Origin of the sequence: Hymenobacter siberiensis (assembly GCF_018967845.1) — a bacterium.
Lineage (GTDB): Bacteria > Bacteroidota > Bacteroidia > Cytophagales > Hymenobacteraceae > Hymenobacter > Hymenobacter siberiensis.
Map to the genome: position 1 here is coordinate 4,234,616 of NZ_JAHLZZ010000001.1, position 20,414 is coordinate 4,255,029.

18 protein-coding genes are annotated in these 20,414 nt (G+C 59.0%); 7 read left to right on the forward strand and 11 right to left on the reverse strand.

Annotated features, from left to right (window positions below; translation table 11 throughout):
• Positions 1-48: 48 nt before the first annotated feature.
• The 6 genes from porD to KQ661_RS18560 all read right to left on the reverse strand — a co-directional run bounded on the left by porD (position 49) and on the right by KQ661_RS18560 (position 5,462).
• Positions 49-948: a type IX secretion system protein PorD gene (gene porD / locus KQ661_RS18535; protein ID WP_216727708.1), complete on the reverse strand. Its 900-nt coding sequence runs from the start codon at positions 946-948 to the stop codon at positions 49-51.
• A 20-nt stretch (positions 949-968) separates the two neighbouring features.
• Entirely contained in the window at positions 969-1,619 is a 651-nt protein-coding gene (locus tag KQ661_RS23140) for a phosphopantothenoylcysteine decarboxylase domain-containing protein (protein WP_216689868.1), read from the reverse strand.
• 141 nt (positions 1,620-1,760) lie between these two features.
• Positions 1,761-2,360 (reverse strand): flavoprotein, encoded by a 600-nt coding sequence (locus tag KQ661_RS23145; RefSeq protein WP_216727709.1) that lies wholly within the window; start codon positions 2,358-2,360, stop codon positions 1,761-1,763.
• Between the two features lie 54 nt (positions 2,361-2,414).
• Positions 2,415-2,762 (reverse strand): DNA-directed RNA polymerase subunit omega, encoded by a 348-nt coding sequence (locus KQ661_RS18550; RefSeq protein ID WP_168675189.1) that lies wholly within the window; start codon positions 2,760-2,762, stop codon positions 2,415-2,417.
• A 22-nt stretch (positions 2,763-2,784) separates the two neighbouring features.
• Positions 2,785-3,615 (reverse strand): outer membrane protein assembly factor BamD, encoded by an 831-nt coding sequence (locus KQ661_RS18555; protein WP_216726678.1) that lies wholly within the window; start codon positions 3,613-3,615, stop codon positions 2,785-2,787.
• Positions 3,616-3,719: 104 nt separating this feature from the next.
• Positions 3,720-5,462: an OstA-like protein gene (locus KQ661_RS18560; RefSeq protein ID WP_216727710.1), complete on the reverse strand. Its 1,743-nt coding sequence runs from the start codon at positions 5,460-5,462 to the stop codon at positions 3,720-3,722.
• A gap of 88 nt (positions 5,463-5,550) precedes the next feature.
• Here KQ661_RS18560 and tilS point away from each other — a divergent pair, with 88 nt between their 5' ends.
• From tilS to KQ661_RS18575, 3 genes are all read left to right on the forward strand, one after another.
• Positions 5,551-6,882, forward strand: a complete 1,332-nt coding sequence (tilS, locus tag KQ661_RS18565; protein ID WP_216727711.1) for a tRNA lysidine(34) synthetase TilS — start codon at positions 5,551-5,553, stop codon at positions 6,880-6,882.
• Between the two features lie 126 nt (positions 6,883-7,008).
• The gene (gene mdh, locus KQ661_RS18570) at positions 7,009-7,953 is read left to right on the forward strand and encodes a malate dehydrogenase (RefSeq protein ID WP_216689878.1); all 945 of its coding nucleotides are present in this window, start codon (positions 7,009-7,011) and stop codon (positions 7,951-7,953) included.
• Positions 7,954-8,076: 123 nt separating this feature from the next.
• Complete coding sequence (locus KQ661_RS18575; protein WP_216689880.1) at positions 8,077-8,481, forward strand: STAS/SEC14 domain-containing protein; 405 nt, start codon at positions 8,077-8,079, stop codon at positions 8,479-8,481.
• Positions 8,482-8,620: 139 nt separating this feature from the next.
• Here KQ661_RS18575 and KQ661_RS18580 read toward each other — a convergent pair whose 3' ends face one another.
• From KQ661_RS18580 to mutL, 3 genes are all read right to left on the reverse strand, one after another.
• Entirely contained in the window at positions 8,621-9,556 is a 936-nt protein-coding gene (locus KQ661_RS18580) for a rhomboid family intramembrane serine protease (protein WP_216689882.1), read from the reverse strand.
• An 81-nt stretch (positions 9,557-9,637) separates the two neighbouring features.
• Positions 9,638-10,432, reverse strand: a complete 795-nt coding sequence (locus KQ661_RS18585) for a rhomboid family intramembrane serine protease (protein WP_216689885.1) — start codon at positions 10,430-10,432, stop codon at positions 9,638-9,640.
• A gap of 156 nt (positions 10,433-10,588) precedes the next feature.
• Positions 10,589-12,682 carry a DNA mismatch repair endonuclease MutL gene (mutL, locus tag KQ661_RS18590; protein WP_216727712.1) on the reverse strand — a complete coding sequence of 698 codons (2,094 nt, stop codon included), beginning with the start codon at positions 12,680-12,682 and terminating at the stop codon, positions 10,589-10,591.
• 289 nt (positions 12,683-12,971) lie between these two features.
• On the opposite strand from mutL, the gene KQ661_RS18595 reads away from it, so the two are divergent.
• From KQ661_RS18595 to bshA, 3 genes are all read left to right on the forward strand, one after another.
• Entirely contained in the window at positions 12,972-15,995 is a 3,024-nt protein-coding gene (locus tag KQ661_RS18595; RefSeq protein ID WP_226929852.1) for a glycoside hydrolase family 3 N-terminal domain-containing protein, read from the forward strand.
• A 107-nt stretch (positions 15,996-16,102) separates the two neighbouring features.
• Positions 16,103-16,423 (forward strand): hypothetical protein, encoded by a 321-nt coding sequence (locus KQ661_RS18600; protein WP_216727713.1) that lies wholly within the window; start codon positions 16,103-16,105, stop codon positions 16,421-16,423.
• 721 nt (positions 16,424-17,144) lie between these two features.
• Positions 17,145-18,281 carry an N-acetyl-alpha-D-glucosaminyl L-malate synthase BshA gene (gene bshA / locus KQ661_RS18605; protein WP_216727714.1) on the forward strand — a complete coding sequence of 379 codons (1,137 nt, stop codon included), beginning with the start codon at positions 17,145-17,147 and terminating at the stop codon, positions 18,279-18,281.
• Positions 18,282-18,351: 70 nt separating this feature from the next.
• Here the strand turns inward: bshA and KQ661_RS18610 are convergent, their stop codons facing one another.
• On the reverse strand, positions 18,352-18,888 hold the full coding sequence (locus KQ661_RS18610) for a DUF7935 family protein (protein ID WP_216689891.1): 537 nt from the start codon (positions 18,886-18,888) through the stop codon (positions 18,352-18,354).
• Positions 18,889-19,149: 261 nt separating this feature from the next.
• Between KQ661_RS18610 and KQ661_RS18615 the strand changes: the two genes are divergently transcribed.
• Positions 19,150-19,497 (forward strand): HesB/IscA family protein, encoded by a 348-nt coding sequence (locus KQ661_RS18615; RefSeq protein WP_168675019.1) that lies wholly within the window; start codon positions 19,150-19,152, stop codon positions 19,495-19,497.
• Between the two features lie 294 nt (positions 19,498-19,791).
• Here the strand turns inward: KQ661_RS18615 and KQ661_RS18620 are convergent, their stop codons facing one another.
• Positions 19,792-20,316 (reverse strand): DUF421 domain-containing protein, encoded by a 525-nt coding sequence (locus KQ661_RS18620; RefSeq protein WP_216727715.1) that lies wholly within the window; start codon positions 20,314-20,316, stop codon positions 19,792-19,794.
• Positions 20,317-20,414: the final 98 nt, after the last annotated feature.

A 20,414-nucleotide genomic window follows, 5' to 3' on the forward strand; every position in this document is an offset into this window, starting at 1 on the left:
GCGCAGTAGCGAGGCTTTGACAAGCTCAGTAGAACTGTTTTAATTAATTTATTTGAGTATCGTTTGATATTTTGCCGAATTCGTTGGGTCCACTTCCGTGAGCATGGTCACGAGCTGCTGCTTCTGGCTCTGGTCCTGACTGGTGCGGAAGATATTGGCGATTTCATCCGATTTCGCATCGAAAAACGCGCGGGCGAATAACGTACCCGGGCGCGTAAGGGCGGCTTTCTGCACGCCTGTCAGGGCCGCCATCACCGAGGTGCGGGCCTCTTCAGGCTTTTCGATAAAGATGTCCATCCCCTGCCGGTAGTAGCCATACAGCCCGGTACGGAAGGCTTCGAGCTGCGGGTCGGTCAGATTATCGAGGATAAAGTGGCGCTCACGCGAGCCACTGCCACGCCAGCCTTCGTCGGCTTCATTGGTCTGGGTTTGGTTGGCCGAGTAGTTGACCACGTTGCGGGCCAGCTCATAATATGGCGTGCCGCCAAGTCGGGCAAACGTGTCGCGGTCAATCCCGATGACGAGATAAGCATAATACCCCAGCAGCGACGACAGATTGGAAACGAAGCTGTTGGGCGAAAAATCCAGGGGATTCTGCTGCGAATAATTGAAGTTAAAATTGCGGTCCACGATGCTCACCACGTTGGTTTCGTAGCCAGTGCCATACACCGGGCGCGTCGAAATCAGGCGCATGGTGGTGCTGTAGGTACCGTTCTGCGGGATGGCGGTGATGCCGATAAAGATTTTGAGCCGAATCCGTTCCTCGGGCCGGTACGTCTGCGTGGTCCAGGCACGGTTGTTAAGGAACGTGCGGATGTCGTTCTGCATCGACGTGACGATGGTGGGGTCCGAAATCGTCACGTTTTCGGTCGATACGCGCACTTCGGCCAGCAGTTCCTGGGCGCGGGCAGCGGGGCCAGCCAGGAGTAGCAGGGCAGATAGGGGCAAGACCGCGAGGAATTTTCGCATCATGAGGAAGGAGTCAGACGGGCCAGAATCAGGCTAACCAGTCCGCGGGCCACGTCGGCTTTGGACTGTAACTCAAAATTAACGATTTGGCCGGCCGCATCCAGCACCGTCACCTTATTGGTGTCGTGGCCGAAGCCCGCGCCCGCATCGCGCAGAGAATTCAGCACAATGAGGTCGAAGTTTTTTCGGTGCAGCTTGTCCTGGGCATGGGCCAGCTCGTTCGTAGTCTCCAACGCAAAACCGACGGCAAATTGTTCAGCCCGCTTGCGCTGGCCGAGGGTAGCGGCGATGTCCACGTTTTTCACCAGCTCCAGCATCAGCGTTTCGCCCGATTTCTTGATTTTATCGACCGCGATGTGGGCCGGCCGGTAGTCGGCCACGGCCGCCGCAAACACCCATACATCGGTCTTGGCCGCCACCTCGGCCGCCGCCGCAAACATCTCCGCCGCCGTTTCTACCCGCACTATGCGAATGCGCGGGCTGGCCGGGTCGGGCAGGTGGCTGGGGCCGCTCACCAGCGTTACCTCAGCGCCTTGGGCCGCGAAGGCTTCGGCCAGCGCATAGCCCATTTTACCCGTCGAGCGGTTGCCGAGGAAACGAACGGGGTCGAGGGGTTCGTAGGTAGGGCCGGCGGTGAGGAGAACGTGCATCGACTATTGAACGGGAAAGATTGATTGCAGAACGTCATGCTGAGCGGAGCCGAAGCATCTCGCGTGCAATGGTAATTCAATCATTCTGCGAAAAGATTTACTACCACACGCGAGATGCTTCGGCTTCGCTCAGCATGACGTTCATTTAGAATCGATACTACCAAAATACTGCTCCAGCGCCGCCACAATATCCTCCGGCTCCAGCATGCGGCCCTGGCCGCTGAGGCCGCTGGCCAGCTCGCCGCTGGGCGAATCAAAAACGTGGTTGCCGAAGGCGCGCAGCCGCGCCAGGTTCTGTATCACGGCCGGGTGGGCGAACATATCCAAATCCATGGCCGGAGCCAAGAAAACCGGACAGCGGGCCGACAAATACACCGCGCACAGCAAGTTAGGGCACAAGCCGTTGGCCAGTTGGCCGATGGTATTGGCGCTGGCCGGCGCAATCAGCAGGGCATCGGCCCACAGGCCCAACTCGACGTGGTTGTGCCACTCGCCGGCGGCCGCATCACGCAAAAAGCCCGTCAGGACGGGCTTTTTGGAGAGGGTTCCCAGCGTGAGGGGCGTCACGAAAGCCGTGGCGGCTTCGGTGAGGATGACCTGCACTTCGGCCCCGGCTTTAATGAGCAGACGCGTGAGCGGAGCGGCTTTATAAGCAGCAATGCTGCCGCTGACACCCAGCAGGATGCGCCGGCCAGCTAAATTGGTGCCTGGTGCCTGGTGCCTGGTGCCTGGTGCAGTCATAATGCAAATTTCGCTAAAACCAGGCACCAAGCACTAACAATCATGCACTAAACGCTAAAACAGCTCGCGGGGCACCGGAACTTCTTCCGGCTCGGGCGTGGAGTAGTAGATTTTGCCTTGCAGGAACTCCTCGATGGCCAGGCTGGTAGGCTTGGGCATACGCTCGTACTGCTTGGAAACTTCGATTTGCTCGCGGTTTTCGAACACTTCCTCCAGGTTATCAACCGTGGAGGCGAACTCGGCGAGGCGGTCGTTCAGCTCCTCCTTCAGTTTAATCGACAGCTGGTTGGCACGCTTCGAAATCACGGCAATGGCCTCGTACACGTTGCCGTTGTCGCCGGTGATGTCGGCCACGTTGCGCGTGATGATGGAGCTCGACGGGGTGTTGGGATTAGGTTTCATGGGCTGATTTAGTGACAAATTATTAGTTGGCGGCGGCCGTGGGCACGGCCTTCAGGCGAACAATCTCGGCCTGGCTGACATCGTACATATCCTGCGCCGATTTCAGGCTCTTGCTCTTGGGGTAGGCATCAAGAAACTGCTGGTAGAAGCTCACCGCATCAAGGAAACGTTCCCGTTGCTTCGATTCGATACTTTCCTTGGCCCAGGCATACTGGGCACTCAGGCGCAGAAAGGCGGCCTGTTCGGCGTAGGCCGAAGCCGGATAGCTCAATTGGAAGTTGGTGAACGCCACCACAGCCGCCTGGTTGTAGCGGAGCTGGTAATAGAGGCGGGCGCTTTCGTACGCCTTGTTTTCCAGCTTGCGCTGGAGCTCTTGCGACATGTTCTCGGTCTCGGGCTTGAACTTGCTTTCGGGGTAGCGGTTCAGGAAATCCTGGATGGATTCGAGGGCCGACACCGTATTAGTCTGGTCGAGCTCGTAGCCAGGCGAGTCCAGAAACAACGATTTGGCGTGCAGGTACGAGGCCTCTTCCGAATATTCTGAGTTGGGATACGTGTCGGTGAACGACTTGAAATAGAACGCGCTCAGCACGTAGTTGCGCTGCTTGTAGTTGGTGTTGGCGAAGTAAAACTGGGCTTTTTCAGCCTCAGGGCGGCCTTTCAGCAGCGGAATGAGGTCTTCGAGCAGCGTCCCGGCCCGGAAAAAGTCGCCCTTGTCATAGTATTTGACGGCGGCTTCGTATTTTTTATTGACGTCGGTGCTTTTCAGCAGGCGTTGGTAGCCACTGGCGCAGGAGCCCAGGACGAGCGTACTAACGAGCAGAAACAGAACCGTGAGGCGGGAAATCGGCATAAGGGGTGCAAAGGTAACGATTTGAGCCGGCGGAGGCAAACCGGCCGGAGGCCGGGCAGGCCCGGCTACCAGCCAGATGCCCGACAGCCGGCCAAAGGTTGCAGCTAGCGCCGCGCGGGAGCAGCTGCGGCCGCTGGTTTGGCTGGCGCGGAAATGACGGATTTAATGGCCGGCTTCGCAGATTTGGCCGGGGTGGCGGGTTTGGGACTGGTCGTTTTGGCCTTGAGTTTGGTGGTGCGTTTAGTAGCGGAAGTGGTTTTTTTCTTCACCACTTTCTTCTTCACGGCTTTCTTTTTGGGGCGGTCGTCGAACTGTTTGCCCAACACCTGGCGGCGGGTGGGCCGTTCCTTGGCGCGCCACTGGTAGCCTTTCAGACGCTCGTCGTCGGGCTTGAGCTCGTGGGGCGGGATGAACTTAGCCTCCGGGTTGGAGAGGACGGAGATTTTATTCAGCTTGCTATCCAGAAACAGCAGGCGCATGTTGGCCGAGAGCACGCGGTTCATACCGGTGGTAACGGTGTCGCCGTCGAGGGCGTAGAAGATGCTTTCGGCGTTGCCGAGCACATCCACGCGGCGCATTTTATTGTCGCGGAAATAGGCCATCATGTTGCGGCCCTTGGTTTGGTTGAAGTTCAGGAGCGTGTCCTGATTCACGGCAAACGCATTGGAATAGAGTCGCATCTCATCCACCTTGCCGCCCTTCGAGCGGATTTGGATAGAGTCGGCGGTGAGCTGGTTTTTGGCCTGCCACAGCACCGGGTCGCGGTTGAGGTAGATGATGCTGTCCTGGCGGTCGTAGGTCAGCGAGTCGCAGATTCCCTGGAGGTTGCCCCGAAAAATCTGCACCTTCGGGTAGGCGTAAAGGATGGTGCGCGTGGTGGTTTGGCCGGGCCGGGCCTCGACGCTGATGAGCGTGTCGGCGGCCATATAAAGCGTGTCTTTCTGGCTGCCGATGTTGCGCACCACCGGCCGGCCGCCGTAGAGCTTGGTGCGGCCCAGGGCGCGCCAGTATTTGCCGGCATCGCCGCGCAGCACCAGGTTGTCCTTCTTGGACGTGAGCGAGACGTGGCCCCGCGCCACGCCGTACTGCTTCACCTCATCATACACCAGCTGGTCGCCGCCCAACAGGTAGTTGGGCGTGTCAATTTTGGCATTTCGCTTGAAATCCGAAACGCGGGTTTTGGTGTTGTAATTGCCCCCTTCGGCATACAGATTCCCCTGCTTGCCCTTGATGCGGGTAGGGCCGTTAAAATAGGCAATCTTGCTGACGGTGTTGTAGCGCAGCGTGTCATTGTTCAGCTCCGAATCGGGCGTCACGAGGTGCACATTCTGCTTAAAAACGAATACTTTAGTATTGGTATCGTAGAAGCCCTGCTGGCTATCGAGGGTATTCTGCGGGTCGGTGAGGTGGCCGGTTTCGGTGTAAGAGGCCGTTTTGCGATTCAGGTCGTAGTCGAGGCTGGGCGTGGTCAGGGTCATGCGCGGGTCGCGCATCACCACATTGCCGGTCATGCGGGCCGTGCGCTGGGCCCCGTCATAAAAGCCATGGTCGCCGGTTATGGTCATGGTGTCGCTCTGCACCACGCGCACGTTGCTGAAGGCCTCCACCTGGTTGCGCTCCAGGTACTGGTAGGCCGAGTCGCAGTACAGGAACACGTCGTCCTGCTGAAAGCTGACGTTGGTAATCAACTTGCGGATTTTCACCCCTTCAAAGTCACCACCCACCAGCTCGCCGGCCGTCAGCAATTTGATGGGCGAGCCTTTAGCAGCCGGCGGCGTGGCGCGTTGCGCCTGCCCCAGCAGTGGCATCAGCAGCCACAGAAGTAAAAAAACGCGGAATACGGCCATTGAGGGTGTAAAGGTACGGACGGAGGCCGCGCTAACGGCCATCTTTGCACTGTAGTACTTATTGGCCCTCTGGGCTGCCCGTTGCACCATGCTTGATTCCGTTCGCCGCTTCATTGAAGAAAACAATCTATTTTCCATCGAAAACGACCCCATTCTGGTCGCGGTAAGCGGCGGGCTCGATTCGGTGGTGATGCTGGATGTGCTGCACAAGCTGGGCGCGCAGGTGGCGGTGGCGCACTGCCACTTCGGCCTGCGCGGCGAAGATGCCGACGCCGACGAGCAGTTTGTGCGCAAGCTGGCCAAACAGTACGACCTCCCCTATTTCGCCGAGTTTTTCCAGACCAAAGCCTACGCCGAGCAGGAAGGCATTTCGACCCAGATGGCGGCCCGCTTCCTGCGCTACCGCTGGTTTGAGCAGGTGCGGCAGGCGCAGGGTTTGGCCTACATCGCCACGGCCCACCACCAGCGCGATGAGGCCGAAACCATGATTCTCAACCTTACGCACGGCACCGGACTGGCCGGCCTGCACGGCATTAAGGTGAAAAACGGGCACATCATCCGCCCGCTGCTGGGCCTGGGACGCGATGCCCTGCACGAATACTTAGTAGAGCGCGGCCTGCGCTGGCGTGAAGACGACAGCAACGCCAGCCCCGTGTACCAGCGCAACCTGCTGCGCCACGAGGTGCTGCCCGTGCTGCGCGAAATCAACCCCAATCTCGACCAGACCATGCACGGCACCGCCGAGCGCGTGGGCGGGGCCGAGGAAATTGTGCGCCGCTACGTGGAGGAAACCGCCGCCCAGGCCCGCCGCGACGAAGCGGAGGTAACGTATTTAAATATCAGTACGCTGCAAAAAACAGCCGCCACGGCCCTGGTGCTGCACGAAATCCTGCGGCCGTTCGGTTTTTCGTGGCTGGTGGTGAAGGACATTGTGGCCGCTTTCCCCGGCGAGAGTGGCCGGAAGTTCGACTCGCCCACGCACCGGCTGGTGAAGGACCGGGAGCATCTGGTTATCACGCCGCGGCGGCTGTCGCAGTTCGGTACCTTCCAGCTGACGGCGGGCCAGACCGACCTGCTGGCCGACGGCATGCGCCTGAAAGCCGAACTGCACGACGATGCCCGGCACTTTATCATCCCACGCTCCAAAAGCACGGCCGCGCTCGATGCCGACAAAATTAAATTCCCGCTCACGCTGCGCAAATGGCAGGAAGGCGACTGGTTTATGCCCCTCGGCATGAAGGGCAAAAAGCTGCTCAGCGACTTCCTCATCGACCAGAAAGTGCCGCTGAACCTGAAGGATGACGTGCGCGTGCTCACCTCGGCCGATGGCAAAATCTGCTGGGTAGTGGGCTGGCGCGTCGATGACCGGTTTAAGGTGGAAGAAACCTCGGAGCGCGTGCTCACGGTGCAGCGGATGTAGTGTTTTTTGGGCAATCGATTTAACTCCCGAACTCCGGCTTGGGTAAAAACTTGCTTTTTTCACCCAAGCTTGAGCGGCCCGTCCGTACTTTTACCCGCGAAACTCCAACCCCCCAATTCTTTTCCTATGAAAGTTACCGTAGTCGGAGCCGGCAATGTCGGCGCAACTTGCGCTGATGTGCTCGCCACCCGTGAAATTGCTAACGAAATTGTCCTGGTTGATATCAAGGAAGGTGTTGCCGAAGGCAAAGCCCTCGATATCTGGCAGAAAGCTCCGATTATCGGCTACGACTCGCGCACCGTGGGCGTAACCAGCGACTACGCCCGCACCGCTGGTTCGGACGTGGTGGTGATTACCTCCGGCCTGCCCCGCAAGCCCGGCATGACCCGCGACGACCTGATTGGCATCAACGCCGGCATCGTGAAATCGGTGACCGAGCAGGTGGTGGCCCACTCCCCCAACGCCATTATCATCATCGTGAGCAACCCGCTCGACGTGATGACCTACCAGGCCCACCTCACCGCCAAGCTGCCCCGCGAAAAGGTGTTCGGCATGGCCGGCATCCTCGACACGGCCCGTTACCGCGCCTTCCTGGCCGAGGCCTTGAACGTGAGCCCGAAAGACATTCAGGCCGTGCTCATGGGTGGCCACGGCGACACCATGGTGCCCCTACCCCGCTACACCACCGTGGGTGGCATTCCCGTTACCGAGCTGATTTCTAAGGAGAAGCTTGATGCCATTGTGGAGCGCACCAAGAACGGCGGCGGCGAGCTGGTGAAGCTCATGGGTACGTCGGCCTGGTACGCGCCCGGCGCGGCTGCCGCCCAGATGGTGGAGGCCATTGTGCGCGACCAGCGCCGCGTGTTCCCCGTGTGCCTGGAGCTGCAAGGCGAATACGGCATCAACGGTGTGTACCTCGGTGCCCCGGTTATCCTCGGCAAAAACGGCGTGGAGCGCGTGATTGAGCTGCAGCTCAACGACGAAGAGAAAGCCATGCTTGAAACCTCGCGCGGCCACGTGAAAGAGGTGATGGATGCGCTCGACAAAATGAGCAGCGCCCAGCCTGCGTAATACCTGCCAACTACTTACAAAAGGGCCAGTGCTTCGCAGCACTGGCCCTTTTGCTTTACCAGAGAACTGCTGAAATAATATGGCTACCTTTCGATATAATCACCTACTACTCCCTGTTTACCCATGAAGAAATCCCTGGTCAACGCGTTCGACAAAATATTCTTAACCATCGAATTTGATGCAGCCAACCAGTGGATTTACAACAACTGGGTGGGGGTGCTGCACACCGAGAAAGTTATCCAGGGCTGCCAGGCGACCATTGATTTCCTGCGGGAAAACCCGTGCGCCCATATGCTGAACGACAACCGCAAAATCATCGGCTCCTGGAGCTCGGCCAACGAATGGATTGCCGAAAACTGGATGCCGCAGGCGCTGGCCCTGGGCCTGAAACGCTTTGCGCACATCGTATCGCCGGGCATTTTTGGGCAGGCATCGGCCGCCGAACTGGTGACGCGCGTGGGCCAGAACTTCGAGATTCGGCTGTTTCAGGACCTAGAACTGGCTAAGGCCTGGCTGCGCAGCGCGTAAGGTCGTCATGCAGAGCGCAGCGAAGCATCTTGCCCGCCACCAGTAATCCGATTTACTATTGCGGTAAAGATGCTTCGCTGCGCTCTGCATGACGCCTACTCAAACCCGTTAGAGTGACCAAGCCTTAACCAGCGCCGGCCTACTGCTGGCTGGCCCGGAAAAGCTTCTGCTTTTCGTCCTTGGAAAGGCTCTCGTAGCCGGAACGCGAAATCTTATCCAGAATCGTGTCGATTTCGTCCTGCAGGGGCTGGCCGGGGGCGGCGGGCTTCTTGCTGCTGCTCATAGAAGCGGCCGCTACCGGCTCGGGGCGGCGAGTGGTGCTGCTCACACGCATGGTGGGGCGCGGACTGGCGAGGCGGCTGAACCAGTTGCCGACGGCCTGCACCGGCCGGCCCAAATCGCGCCCGGCCTGCAACTGCTTGATGAACACGAAGCCCAGCAAGGCCCCGCCGAGGTGGGCCATCATGCCGCCCGGGTTGCCGCCGCTGAGGCCCGCGAGCGAGAGTAGAATCACTACAGCCGCAATCCATTTGATTTTGACCGGGCCGATGAGAATGACCATGAACGTGTAGTCGGGCAGCAGCGTGGCCGCGGCCACGATGATGGCCGAAACCGCCGCCGACGCCCCATTCATGGGGCTGCCCAGGCCGGACTGGAAGGCCGGAATCAGGTTGAAGCTGAGCAGGAAGAACGCCGCACCGGCCAGCGCCCCCAGCACGTAGAGGCTCACGAGCCGACGGTTGCCGAGGTACTCCTGGATGAGCTGCCCGAACCAGTACAGGTTCAGCATATTGAACAGGATATGGAGCAGGCCGTCGAAGAAACTCTTCTGGTAGGTGGTGTGCGTGAAGGCGTAGGTGAGCAGCGTCCAGGGGTGGCGAATGAACTCCGGCAGCGCCGACGACAGTTCAAACTGGCGCAGCAGCAGCGGGAAATAGCCGCTAGTGCTGCTGATGGTCATCACGGCCTGCACCACAATCAGGCCCGCAAATACCAGCACATTGAGCTGGATGAGCTGGATGAGGGCATTGTCGCGGCGGCTGAAGGCGGTGCGAATATCTTGAACGATGCTCATGGCATGTATCGGGAGTAAACAGATTCAATGAATGTAACGGAATAGCCGCCAACGCGGCCCGCTTATTTCAACAACCAACTATTAGTAAAACCGTTCCCGGCCGCCCTCCCAGAACTTGAGGACAATGAAACCAATCAGCAACCCGCCGAGGTGGGCAAAGTGGGCAACATTATCGCCTGGGGTGCGGTGCACACCGTTGTACAGCTCGTACGCGGCATATAGAAACACAAAATACTTCGCTTTGATGGGAAACGGAAAGAAAAGCAGCATTAATTCTGTATTCGGAAACAGGTAGGCGAAGGCGAACAGGATGCCGAACAGTGCGCCCGAAGCACCTACCATGCCGCCGTTGGGAGAATCGCGGGTTTCGACAACGGCCCCATCCACGGCTTTGGTGGCGGCATTGATGTATTCCTGGTTTTGCGGGTTGCGCTCCAGCGCACCAGCCAGGCTTTCGTAGCCGGTGGCATCGGGAAAGTACGAGCGGAAAAAATTGGCAAAATCTCCGCCGGTGGGCGACTGATGAAACTCCTGCCGCGCCACTTCCATCTTGTGCATTTCGTAGCCGCGCACACCTTCGTAGAGCACGCCGGCCCCCACGCCGCAAATCAGCCAGAAGGTAAGAAAGCGTGACGCGCCCCAACGCTGCTCCAGCAGCGGCCCGAAGGAAATAAGACCGAACATATTGGCAATCAAATGCCCCCAGCCGGCATGCAGGAACATATAGGTAAAGAACTGCCAGGGAAAGAAAAACGGCGAACCGACGGGATACAAGCTGCCGACCTGGGTGATGAGCGGCAGCAGACTTTGCTGGGCAACAAGAAACAGAACGTTCGCAATCAACAAATTGCGAACCGTGGGGGTGAGATTGAACATGAATGGGGTATAGCTCCAACGTTCCGCTGGAGTGATGTTTAACAGAAATTAGCCGCACAAAGCTAGCCGGGGTACCTGTAGCGCGGACTTTTAGTCCGCGCGTGACGGGAAGATGGTTGGGATTCACTCACTCGCGGACTAAAAGTCCGCGCTACTTTACTTACGGAAGAAATCGGCCAGCTGCTGGCCGTCAAGGAGTACGAGGGTTTTACGGCCGTCGGGGGTATAGCCGGGGGTTTGGCAGGCGAAGAGGCGGTCGGCCAGGGCGTTGAGTTCGGATTCGGGCAGGCGGGTGGCGGCGGTGCCAGCGGCTATGCGGCGGGCCAGGGCGCGGGCCAGGCTCTCGCGCTGGTCGAGCTTGAGCGGGCCGGCCGTGGTGCGAAACTGCTCGATAAGACTTTCCAGCAGCTCTTTTTCGTCCTGCGCCGGCATGCCGGCCGGGATGGCTTCCACGGCAATGGTGCTCGGCCCAAACTCATTAAAAATGAAGCCCAGCGCGTGCAACGGCTCCGTGAGCTCGCGCAGCACGGCGAAGTCGGCCGGCGAAAACGTGACCGTGCGCGGAAATAAGAGCGTTTGCGAAGTGCCCACGGCCCGGCCCAGCTCCTGCTGGTACTGCTCATACAGAATGCGCTCGCGGGCGGCTTCCTGGTCAATCAGCAGCACGCCCGACTTCACGGGCACCAGCACGAAGCGCTGCTGCACCTGCACGGCGCGGCTGCCCGCGCCGCTGCCCTCGCGGGCCGGAACCACCCGGCCCGGGGCACCATCGGGCACGTTCAGGCCCAGCGATAGCTCGGCCGAGCCGGGAGCCCCCCGCCCAGGCAGGTTATTGATAATGGACTCGACGGGCACGGCCGGCGCGGGCCCCTCAAAGCTACGGGCGGTCACGGCGTCGATGCTGGCGTTGTCGCGCACGGGCTGGCCCAGCTCGCGGTAAAAGGCTTCGAGGTCGCGGCGGGCCTGCTCGGTGGGGCGCGGCGGCAACTCACGCTCGAAGCCGTCGCGGCGGGTGTCGGAGTTGAAATTGGCGAAGCCGGAGCTGCCCCCGGCAGTGCGCGGAGCCGCCCCCGAGGCGGCAGCGGCCAGGGCATCGGGGCGGTAGCTGTCGCCATTGGCGGCGGCGGCGCGGGCGGCGGGCGTGGCGGCAGGTAGGTGGTCGTCGGCTTCGGTAGGTATGCCGCCGGTACCCTTGCCGGCACGCAGCGGGCGGATGGGCGCAAAGTTCACGTCGCCCTCAAAGTCCAGCGAGGGCGCAATATTGTGCAGGCCCAGGCTTTGCTTCACGGCGGCGCGCACCACGGCGTACACGGTTTTCTCGTCCTCGAACTTAATTTCCGTCTTGGTTGGGTGCACGTTGATATCGATGGCCTTGGGGTCGAGCTCCAGAAACAGCACGTAGAACGGGTGCGTGTCGCGGGCCAGCAGGCCTTCGTAAGCCGCCAGCACGGCATGGTTGAGGTAGGCCGAGCGAATGAAGCGGTTATTGACGAAGAAAAACTGGTCGCCCCGGCTTTTCTTGCTTGACTCGGGCTTGCCCACAAAGCCGCGCACCGAAATGGAGTGCGTCACCTCCTCGCAAGCTGCCAGCTGCTCCTTGTAGCCATTGCCCAGCAGCGCCACAATGCGCTGGCTCAGCTTACCGGCCGGCAGACCAAACACCTCCAGCTCATTCTGATAGAGCGAGAACGCAATTTGCGGATTGGCCAGGGCTACATGCTGAAACTCATCGAGAATGTGTCGCATTTCCACGGCGTTGCTCTTGAGGAAATTGCGCCGGGCGGGCACGTTGAAAAACAGGTTTTTGACGGCGATGCTGGTACCGTCCGGGCAGGCGGTGGGCTGCTGGCTGGTGATTTGCGAGCCCTCCACGAGCAGCAGGCTGCCGGTGTCCTGGTCGCGCTGCTTGGTGCGGATTTCGACCTGGGCCACGGCCGCGATGCTGGCCAGGGCCTCGCCCCGGAAGCCCAGGGTGCGAATGCGGAACAGGTCTTCGGTCGAGCGGATTTTGCTGGTGGCGTGGCGCTCCAGGCTCATGCGAGCATCGGTGGGGCTCATGCCCGCGCCATTGTCCACCACCTGCACCAGCTGCTTACCAGCCTCTTTCACAATAAGCTGCACCTGAGTGGCCCCCGCATCGACAGCATTTTCCAGCAGCTCCTTCACCACCGAGGCGGGGCGCTGCACCACCTCGCCGGCCGCAATCTGATTGGCAAGGTATTCGGGAAGCAGGTGAATGATATCAGGCATTTTCTGGAAGCGGAAAGCGAGAATTGAGGAGCGAACAACGAACAGCTAACCAGCACGCCAACAAGCCGAAACGTATTGAACAATAACCAAAAAAGCACCGCGTTGTAAACCCGCGACGGGGTTTGTTGCGTACCTTCGCGGCCGAATAGCGGAGTTCCAAAGCGAAATTTTACGGCTCGCACCGTTGCGTTTCGTGCCGAAGCCGCCCAGGATTGGAACCTCCAAACCCGGCCGGCGGGTTCCGTTGCTACTCACGACAAAAGTACGGCCCCCGCGGCCCGTTTGCCCCTTGAACCAACCCACCAACCCTACGGGGCTGATGCGCATCCCTTTCCAGCTTACCATGGCGGCTTTGCTGCTGGCGGCGGGACTGTTGCTGTCGTTTGCCGATGTAAAGAAAATGCCCGCCGACCCGCTGCCTTCCGGCCCGGTGGAAACGGCCTGGGTCGATAGCATTTTTAATGCGCTCACGCCCGACCAGCGCCTGGGCCAGCTGTTCATGGTGGCCGCGTATTCGAACAAAGACCGCAGCCACGTAGAGCGCATCGAGCGGCTGGTACGTAATCAGGGCATTGGCGGCGTGATGTTTATGCAAGGCGGCCCCAAGCGCCAGGCCCTGATGGCCAACCGCCTGCAGGCCGCCGCCAAAGTGCCGCTGCTCATCGCCATGGATGCCGAGTGGGGCCTCGATATGCGCCTCGACTCCTCGGCCCACTTCGCCAAGCAAATGACGCTGGGGGCTATGAATGACCCCAAGTACGTGTACCAGATGGGCCGCGACATTGCCCGCAAAATGCGGGCGCTGGGCGTGCACATCGACTTCGCGCCAGTGCTCGACGTGAACTCCAACCCCGGCAACCCGGTCATCGGCAACCGTTCGTTTGGCGAGGACCAGAACCGCGTGGCCGCGCTGGGCATTCAGTATATCAAGGGCTTGCAGGATAACAACGTGATGGCCGTGGCCAAACATTTCCCCGGCCACGGCGACACCGATACCGACTCGCACGTTTCGCTCCCGGTTATTAATACCGACATGGCCCGCCTTACAAAGGTGGATTTGGTGCCCTTCCAGCAGTCGTTTGAGGCCGGGGTGATGGGCGTGATTGTGGCCCACCTCTACATGCCGCTGTTCGACACAACGGATGCCAAAACCACCACCCTCTCGCACGCGCTGGTTACGGACTTGCTGAAGGACAAGATGGGCTTTAAAGGCTTGGTTTTCACCGACGCGCTGAACATGCGCAGTGTGAGCAAGCTCTACAAGGATGGCGAGCTGGATGCCCTGGCCCTGGCCGCCGGCAACGATGTGCTGCTGTTTTCGGAGGACGTGCCGTCGGCCCTGCTGCGCATCCGCGAAGCGGTGGCCGCCGGCAAGCTCACGCAGGCCGATTTGGACCTGCGCATCAAGAAAATTCTGCGGGCCAAGTACTGGGCCGGGCTAAATCACTACCAGCCCGTGAACCTGCGTACCCTGCGCGATAGTCTGAACCTGCCCGATTCAAAGGTATTGGCCCAGAGCATTTTTGAGCACGCGGTGACCGTGGCAAAAAACGACGATAATCTCCTCCCCTTCCAGCGGCTCGATACGCTGCGGATTGCGGCCATCACCATCGGCACGCAGGCGGAAGGGCCGTACGCTACCATTTTCAATAAGTACCAGCCCGGCCCGGTATATGCCGTGCCCGACCGCTACGCGCCCGACTCCACGTTTGCCCGCATCAGCAGCCGCCTGCAGGGATATAACGTAGTGGTGGTGAGCCTGCACCAGATGAACAACACGCCCAGCCACAACTACGGCATCGGCGATGGGGCGATGAAATTTATCAAGCAGCTGGAGGCTAATAAGCGCATCAAAACGGTGGTAGTGGCCATGGGCAACGCCTATTCGCTGAAATTTCTGGAAGATGCCCGCACGCTGGTGTGCGGCTACGAGGACCATTATGCGGCGCAGCTGGTGGTGCCGCAGGTGCTGTTTGGGGCGCTGCCGGCCCGGGGCAAACTGCCCGTTACGGTATCGCCCACGCTCAAAACCAATCTTGGCATTGCCACCGCCGACCTGCACCGTCTGCGCTACGCCGTGCCCGAAAGCCAGGGCCTGAGCTCGCGGGTGCTGGCCCAGATTGACAATATCGCGCTAGAGAGCCAGACCTACGCCGCCGCCCCCGGCTGCCAGGTACTGGTGGCCAAAAACGGCACCGTGGTCTTCGACCAAAGCTACGGCTACTGCACCTACGACCAGACCCAACCGGTGACCAGCAGCACGTTATACGACCTGGCCTCGGTGACGAAAGTGGCCGGCACGCTGCAAGCCGTGATGTACCTCAAGGACCAGGGCAAGCTGAATATCGAGGAGAAAGTAGCCACCTACCTGCCCGAGCTGGTCCGCACCAACAAGCGCGACATGACCGTGCGCGACGTGCTGTTGCACCAGGCCGGCCTCAAACCGGGCATTCCGACGTGGGAACGCACCCTGCACGACGGCCATCTGAAACCCGTCTACTACGCCAGCGCCCGCTCCGACGATTTCCCCAACGAAGTAGCGCCCGGCGAATACAGCACCAAAGCCGCCGACGATTCCGTCTGGGCCTGGACCATGCGCTCCGGCCTGCTGCCCAAAATCAAGGGCCGCTACCCCACGGAATATTCGGACCTGAGCTTTATGGTGATGAAGCGGGTGTGCGAAAAGCTTCTCAGACAGCCGATTGAAAAATTTCTGGAGGATAATTTCTACCGGCCGCTGGGGCTGGGCAGCATGACGTACAACCCCTTGCTGCGCTTTCCCAAAACCTGCATTGCGCCTACCGAAAACGACACCTACTACCGCCGTGAGCAGCTGCAAGGCACAGTGCACGACCAAACCGCCGCCCTCGTAGGGGGCGTGGGCGGCCACGCCGGCCTTTTTGCCACCGCCAACGACTTGGCTGTGCTGATGCAGATGAACCTGCAAAACGGTAACTACGGTGGCACCCGCTACTTCCAGTCGCCGGTGGTGACGGAGTTTGCGCGGCCCCAGACGGCCGGCAGCCGGCGCGGCCTGGGCTGGGACCACGGCGACCCCAGCAAGCCCGAAGGCCCCACCAGCAACCTCGCGCCGGCCAGCACCTTCGGCCACACCGGCTTCACGGGCACCTGCGTGTGGATGGACCCGGACAATAACATCCTCTACATCTTCCTCTCCAACCGCGTGTACCCCGACGCGGGCAATAACAAGCTGCGTCAGTACAACATTCGCACTCGCATTCAGGAGGTTATTTATAAGGCTATGGCGGCGGAAAGCGCGAAGAAGCTGCCGGCTACGGCCAGCCAGAAATAAGGGCTTCTGCTCCACTGGAAGCATCAAGGAAATATAGAATTCAGGGAAGCCAATAGATTAGCTAACAGTAGCTCTACGCAGCAGCTTTAAGTTACTTTCCTTTTCGAATGCAGGAGCAGAATCAATATTGGTATTTCCTCATTGGTGGCCAGTCCGATGACATTACCGGAATAGTGGGCAATTTCTACGCCTATGGCCCACACTGTGGCGAAGTATTAGCTAATGCGCTACAGGCTGCCGCAGAAAATGATTTTCTGAATCCTCAAGCTACGGAAGCGGCTCGGTTGGATAACTTGGAAGATTTCGAAGAGCCGGACAATTTGATTCAGTTGTCTGGCTCGGTAATGACGGGCTCTAAAAATTGTTCTTACCCTATTGACCCAGAAGAACATGTTTTTATTCCACCCACAGGCATAGGAGCTGTTTAGAAAGTCCCCGAACGGTGATGCTTCGCTGCGCTCTGCATCACCGTTCGGGGACTTTCTAAACAGCTCCTATGATTCGGTTCATTCTCATGAATGGAATCATTAGCTTTCTACAGGAAAATCAGGCTAACATTCTTGATGATGGCTTCATCGAATGTGCTGTTTACTTCGAGCAGGGTGAAACGAAACTTACGTTTGATGAACATAAGAAAATACTGCTTTTCACTAAAGATGAGCCAGTGTTTAATGAGTTCGGCAAGAAGATGATGGATTTAGGGTTCACTGATGTTACGCAGCCGGGGTTCAGTCAGACTACCGAACTCCACAACTTTGAGTACGGCTTTTATCATTGGCATTACAGGCCAGCTGACAGTTTGGCAAGCAGCGAATTATGATTGCTGCTACTTGATGCAAATTACCAATTCGTCAAAAAGTGGGGTGAGGATTACGCGGAATCCTTTATGGATTGATGCACGCGTCAACGTTGCCCCATCATAAACGCACAGCTTCCTACCGCTTCAGTTGCAGCTTGATGAAGCAAACTATACTGTAGGCAGTCAAGCCATCAATTAGCTGGAATGCGCACTCCTACGGATACATCAGTTTTACCGTATAAGGTAGCCGGAGTAAGTAAAACTACACCCCGTACGTCAATCACCACACCTCGCAGCTGGCGCAACAATGCGCCTCTTATCTGGTTCGCTAAGCGCAACAGCATTATCTCATGAACATCGGCATCGTTTGTTATCCCACCTTTGGCGGCTCCGGCGTAGTGGCCACGGAATTGGGCAAGGCCCTGGCCCAACGCGGCCACCGCGTGCATTTTATTACTTACAGCCAGCCGGTGCGGCTCGACTTCTTCAACGAGAACCTCTTCTACCACGAGGTGTATGTGCCGGCGTACCCGCTGTTCCAGTTTCCGCCCTACGAGCTGGCCCTGACCAGCAAGATGGTTGACATTGTGCAGAACGAGAAGCTGGATGTGCTACACGTCCACTACGCCATTCCGCACGCTTCGGCGGCTTTCATGGCCAAACAGATTCTGCGTGCCCGGGGCATCCAGATTCCGGTAGTGACCACGCTGCACGGCACCGACATTACGCTGGTGGGCAAAGACCCCAGCTTCGAGCCCGTGGTGACGTTCAGCATCAATCAGAGCGACGGGGTGACATCGGTATCGGCCGATTTGCGGCGCGAAACCTACGAGTATTTCGCCGTCGAGAAAGAAATTACCGTCATCCCCAACTTCATCGACCTGCACCGTTTTAAGAAGCAGGAAAAAAGCCACTTCCGGGCCGCCATTGCCCCCGAGGGCGAAAAGCTGCTCATCCACACCAGTAACTTCCGCACCGTGAAGCGCGTCGAGGATGTGCTGCGCATCTTCTGCGGCGTGCGCGCCCAGATACCGGCCAAGCTGCTATTGGTGGGCGACGGCCCCGACCGCAGCCGCATGGAGAAGCTGGCCCGCGACCTCGACTGCCACCGCGACCTGCGCTTCCTCGGCAAGCTCGAAGCCGTGGAGGAAGTCCTCAGCGTGGGCGACCTGTTCCTGATGCCGTCCGAAAACGAGAGCTTCGGCCTGGCCGCTCTCGAGGCGATGGCCTGCGAAGTGCCCGTAGTGAGCACAAATGCCGGCGGCATTCCCGAGTTGAACGTGCACGGCGTAACGGGCATGATTAGCGAAATCGGCGACGTGCCCGACATGGTAAGAAACGCCCTTTTCGTGCTCGATGACACAAACCTGCCCCGCTTCAAAGCCGCCGCCCGCGCCCGCGCCGAGGAGTTCGCTGTCGATAATATCGTGCCGCTGTATGAGGAGTGCTACCGCAAGGCTATTGAGGAAGTGAGCGTGACAGCGTAGGGCTTGTAGCACGTGCTTTAGCTTGTGCATGGTGGCGCTACCATGCACAAGCTAAAGCACGTGCTACAAGTTAAAACAGCCCGGCCGCCTCGTTCTTCACCACGGCCAGCGCCTGCGCCGTAGGCTCGGCCCCGTCCATCATCAGGCCTTCAAGGATGCGCTTTGCCAGCTCGGTGCCACGGGCTTGGGCCGGGTTCTGAATGCCGTGGAAGGCGCGGTTTACCATTGTGAGCACGTTTTCTTTGGCTTCCTTCACCAGCGTCCAGGCATCGGCCGAGAGGTAGAGCTGCTGCGAGAGGTTGTGCTCGTATTCGGCCCGGATTTCCTGCTGCAGCAGCCGGTGAAACTCGGGCGCGGTAATGCCCCCGCTGCTCAGGCGCACGAGGATGTTGTTGGGCGAGATACGCTCCAGAAATAGCACGATGCGCTCGTAGGCCTGCAGGCGCAGCGGCAGCGTGGTTTTGTTGCTTTCGAGGCGAAGCTCGATGAGGCGACGCTGCTGCTCCTTCTCCAGAAACTGCTGAAACAGCATATAAATGACTCCGGCCACGATGATGGCGGGCAGGGTAATCTTGAGGATGTCGAAGAAATAGGTAGTTGAATCCATTGGAATTATTTAAGGTTTTGAACGTCATGCGGAGCTTGTCGAAACATCTCTGCCGCAGTAGTAATCAACGACGATTGCAACGAAGCGGTAGAGATGCTTCGACAAGCTTAGTATGACGTGCTAGGTGCATAAATAGCCCACAAAACTACGCCGTGAACCGCCGGGCCCCAACCGCTGTTTCCCCTGCTGCGGCCGTACCAACGGCAACGCCGGCTCCGGCCGTATCTTTGTTCTCAACTTCCCGCTAAATCAATTTTTATTATGGCTGCTGTTGCCACCCTCGCCCCCATTACCCTCACCGACCGCGCTGTAGTGGAGGTGAAAAACATCATTCAGGAGAAGAATGTGCCCGCCGACTACGGCCTGCGCATCGGCGTGCAGGGCGGCGGCTGCTCGGGCATGAGCTACCTGCTGGGCTTCGACAAAGCCAAAGATGCCGACGAAACCTACGACCTCGACGGCCTGAAGCTCATCATGGATAAAAAGCACGCCATGTACGTACTGGGCATGGAAGTCGACTTCCAGGATGGCCTCAACGCCCGTGGCTTCGTTTTCAACAACCCTCAGGCCAAAAGCACCTGCGGCTGCGGCTCGTCATTTTCGGCCTAAGCAACCAGCCGGTCCGGTTGAACCCGGGTTGGCTTGCTAACCCAAGGATGCGAGCGATTGAATGTCAATCGCTCGCATCCTTGGGTTATTTTATTTTAGTTATTGAAGCTGATTAGGAAGTACCCGAGAATAGAAAAACGTCATTCCGAGCGCAGCCGAGGAATCTCGCGTGAATAGTTGAACGACACCCAAACAACCCCGAGCGAGATTCCTCGGCTGCGCTCGGAATGACGTTCTGTTATTGCTGAAATCCCTAAGCAGCTTCAGCTTACAATCAATTATCTACCCGAAATATTATTGGGGTATACCAGGCACATTGCCCAGCGACGACCCTTCGGCCGATGAGGCTTTGGATAGTGCGTTCAGGGTGCCGTCGTTTTCCAGGACTACGGCGGCGGCATCGGCCAGCGACGCAATGCCGCGCTCGCGCAGACTGGCCAGTACTTCGCCTTCCGTAATGCGTTCGGCGCGCATGGCATCGAACAAGTAGTGGCCGGTGTACACCAGCAGCGTGGGGTCGGATTTTACCAGCCTGCTCACCGCTTTGAAGCGCACCGACAGCCAGGTGATGCCGAACTGCAGGCCAATGAGCAGGGCGAAAGCCAGTAGCCCGTCGGCCAGGGCTACGCCCTTGCTGAGTAGCACCGTGGCCAGCGTGGAGCCCAGGGCTACGGCCACAATCAGGTCGAAGGCATTCATCTTCGACAGCGGGCGCTTGCCCGAGGCGCGCAGCATCAAAATCAGCCCTACGTATGCCAGCAGACCAATAATGAGCGTGCGGACCAAACTGGTCCAGCTGGTAAAAAACAGGTTTTCCATGGAAAGCTGACGGCGAAAGTAGCTGCCGCGTTAGTTGGCGGGGGGCAGCCATGGGCTTCCCAGTGGGTTGCGGTGCGCGGGCTCTGGTGCCATAACGC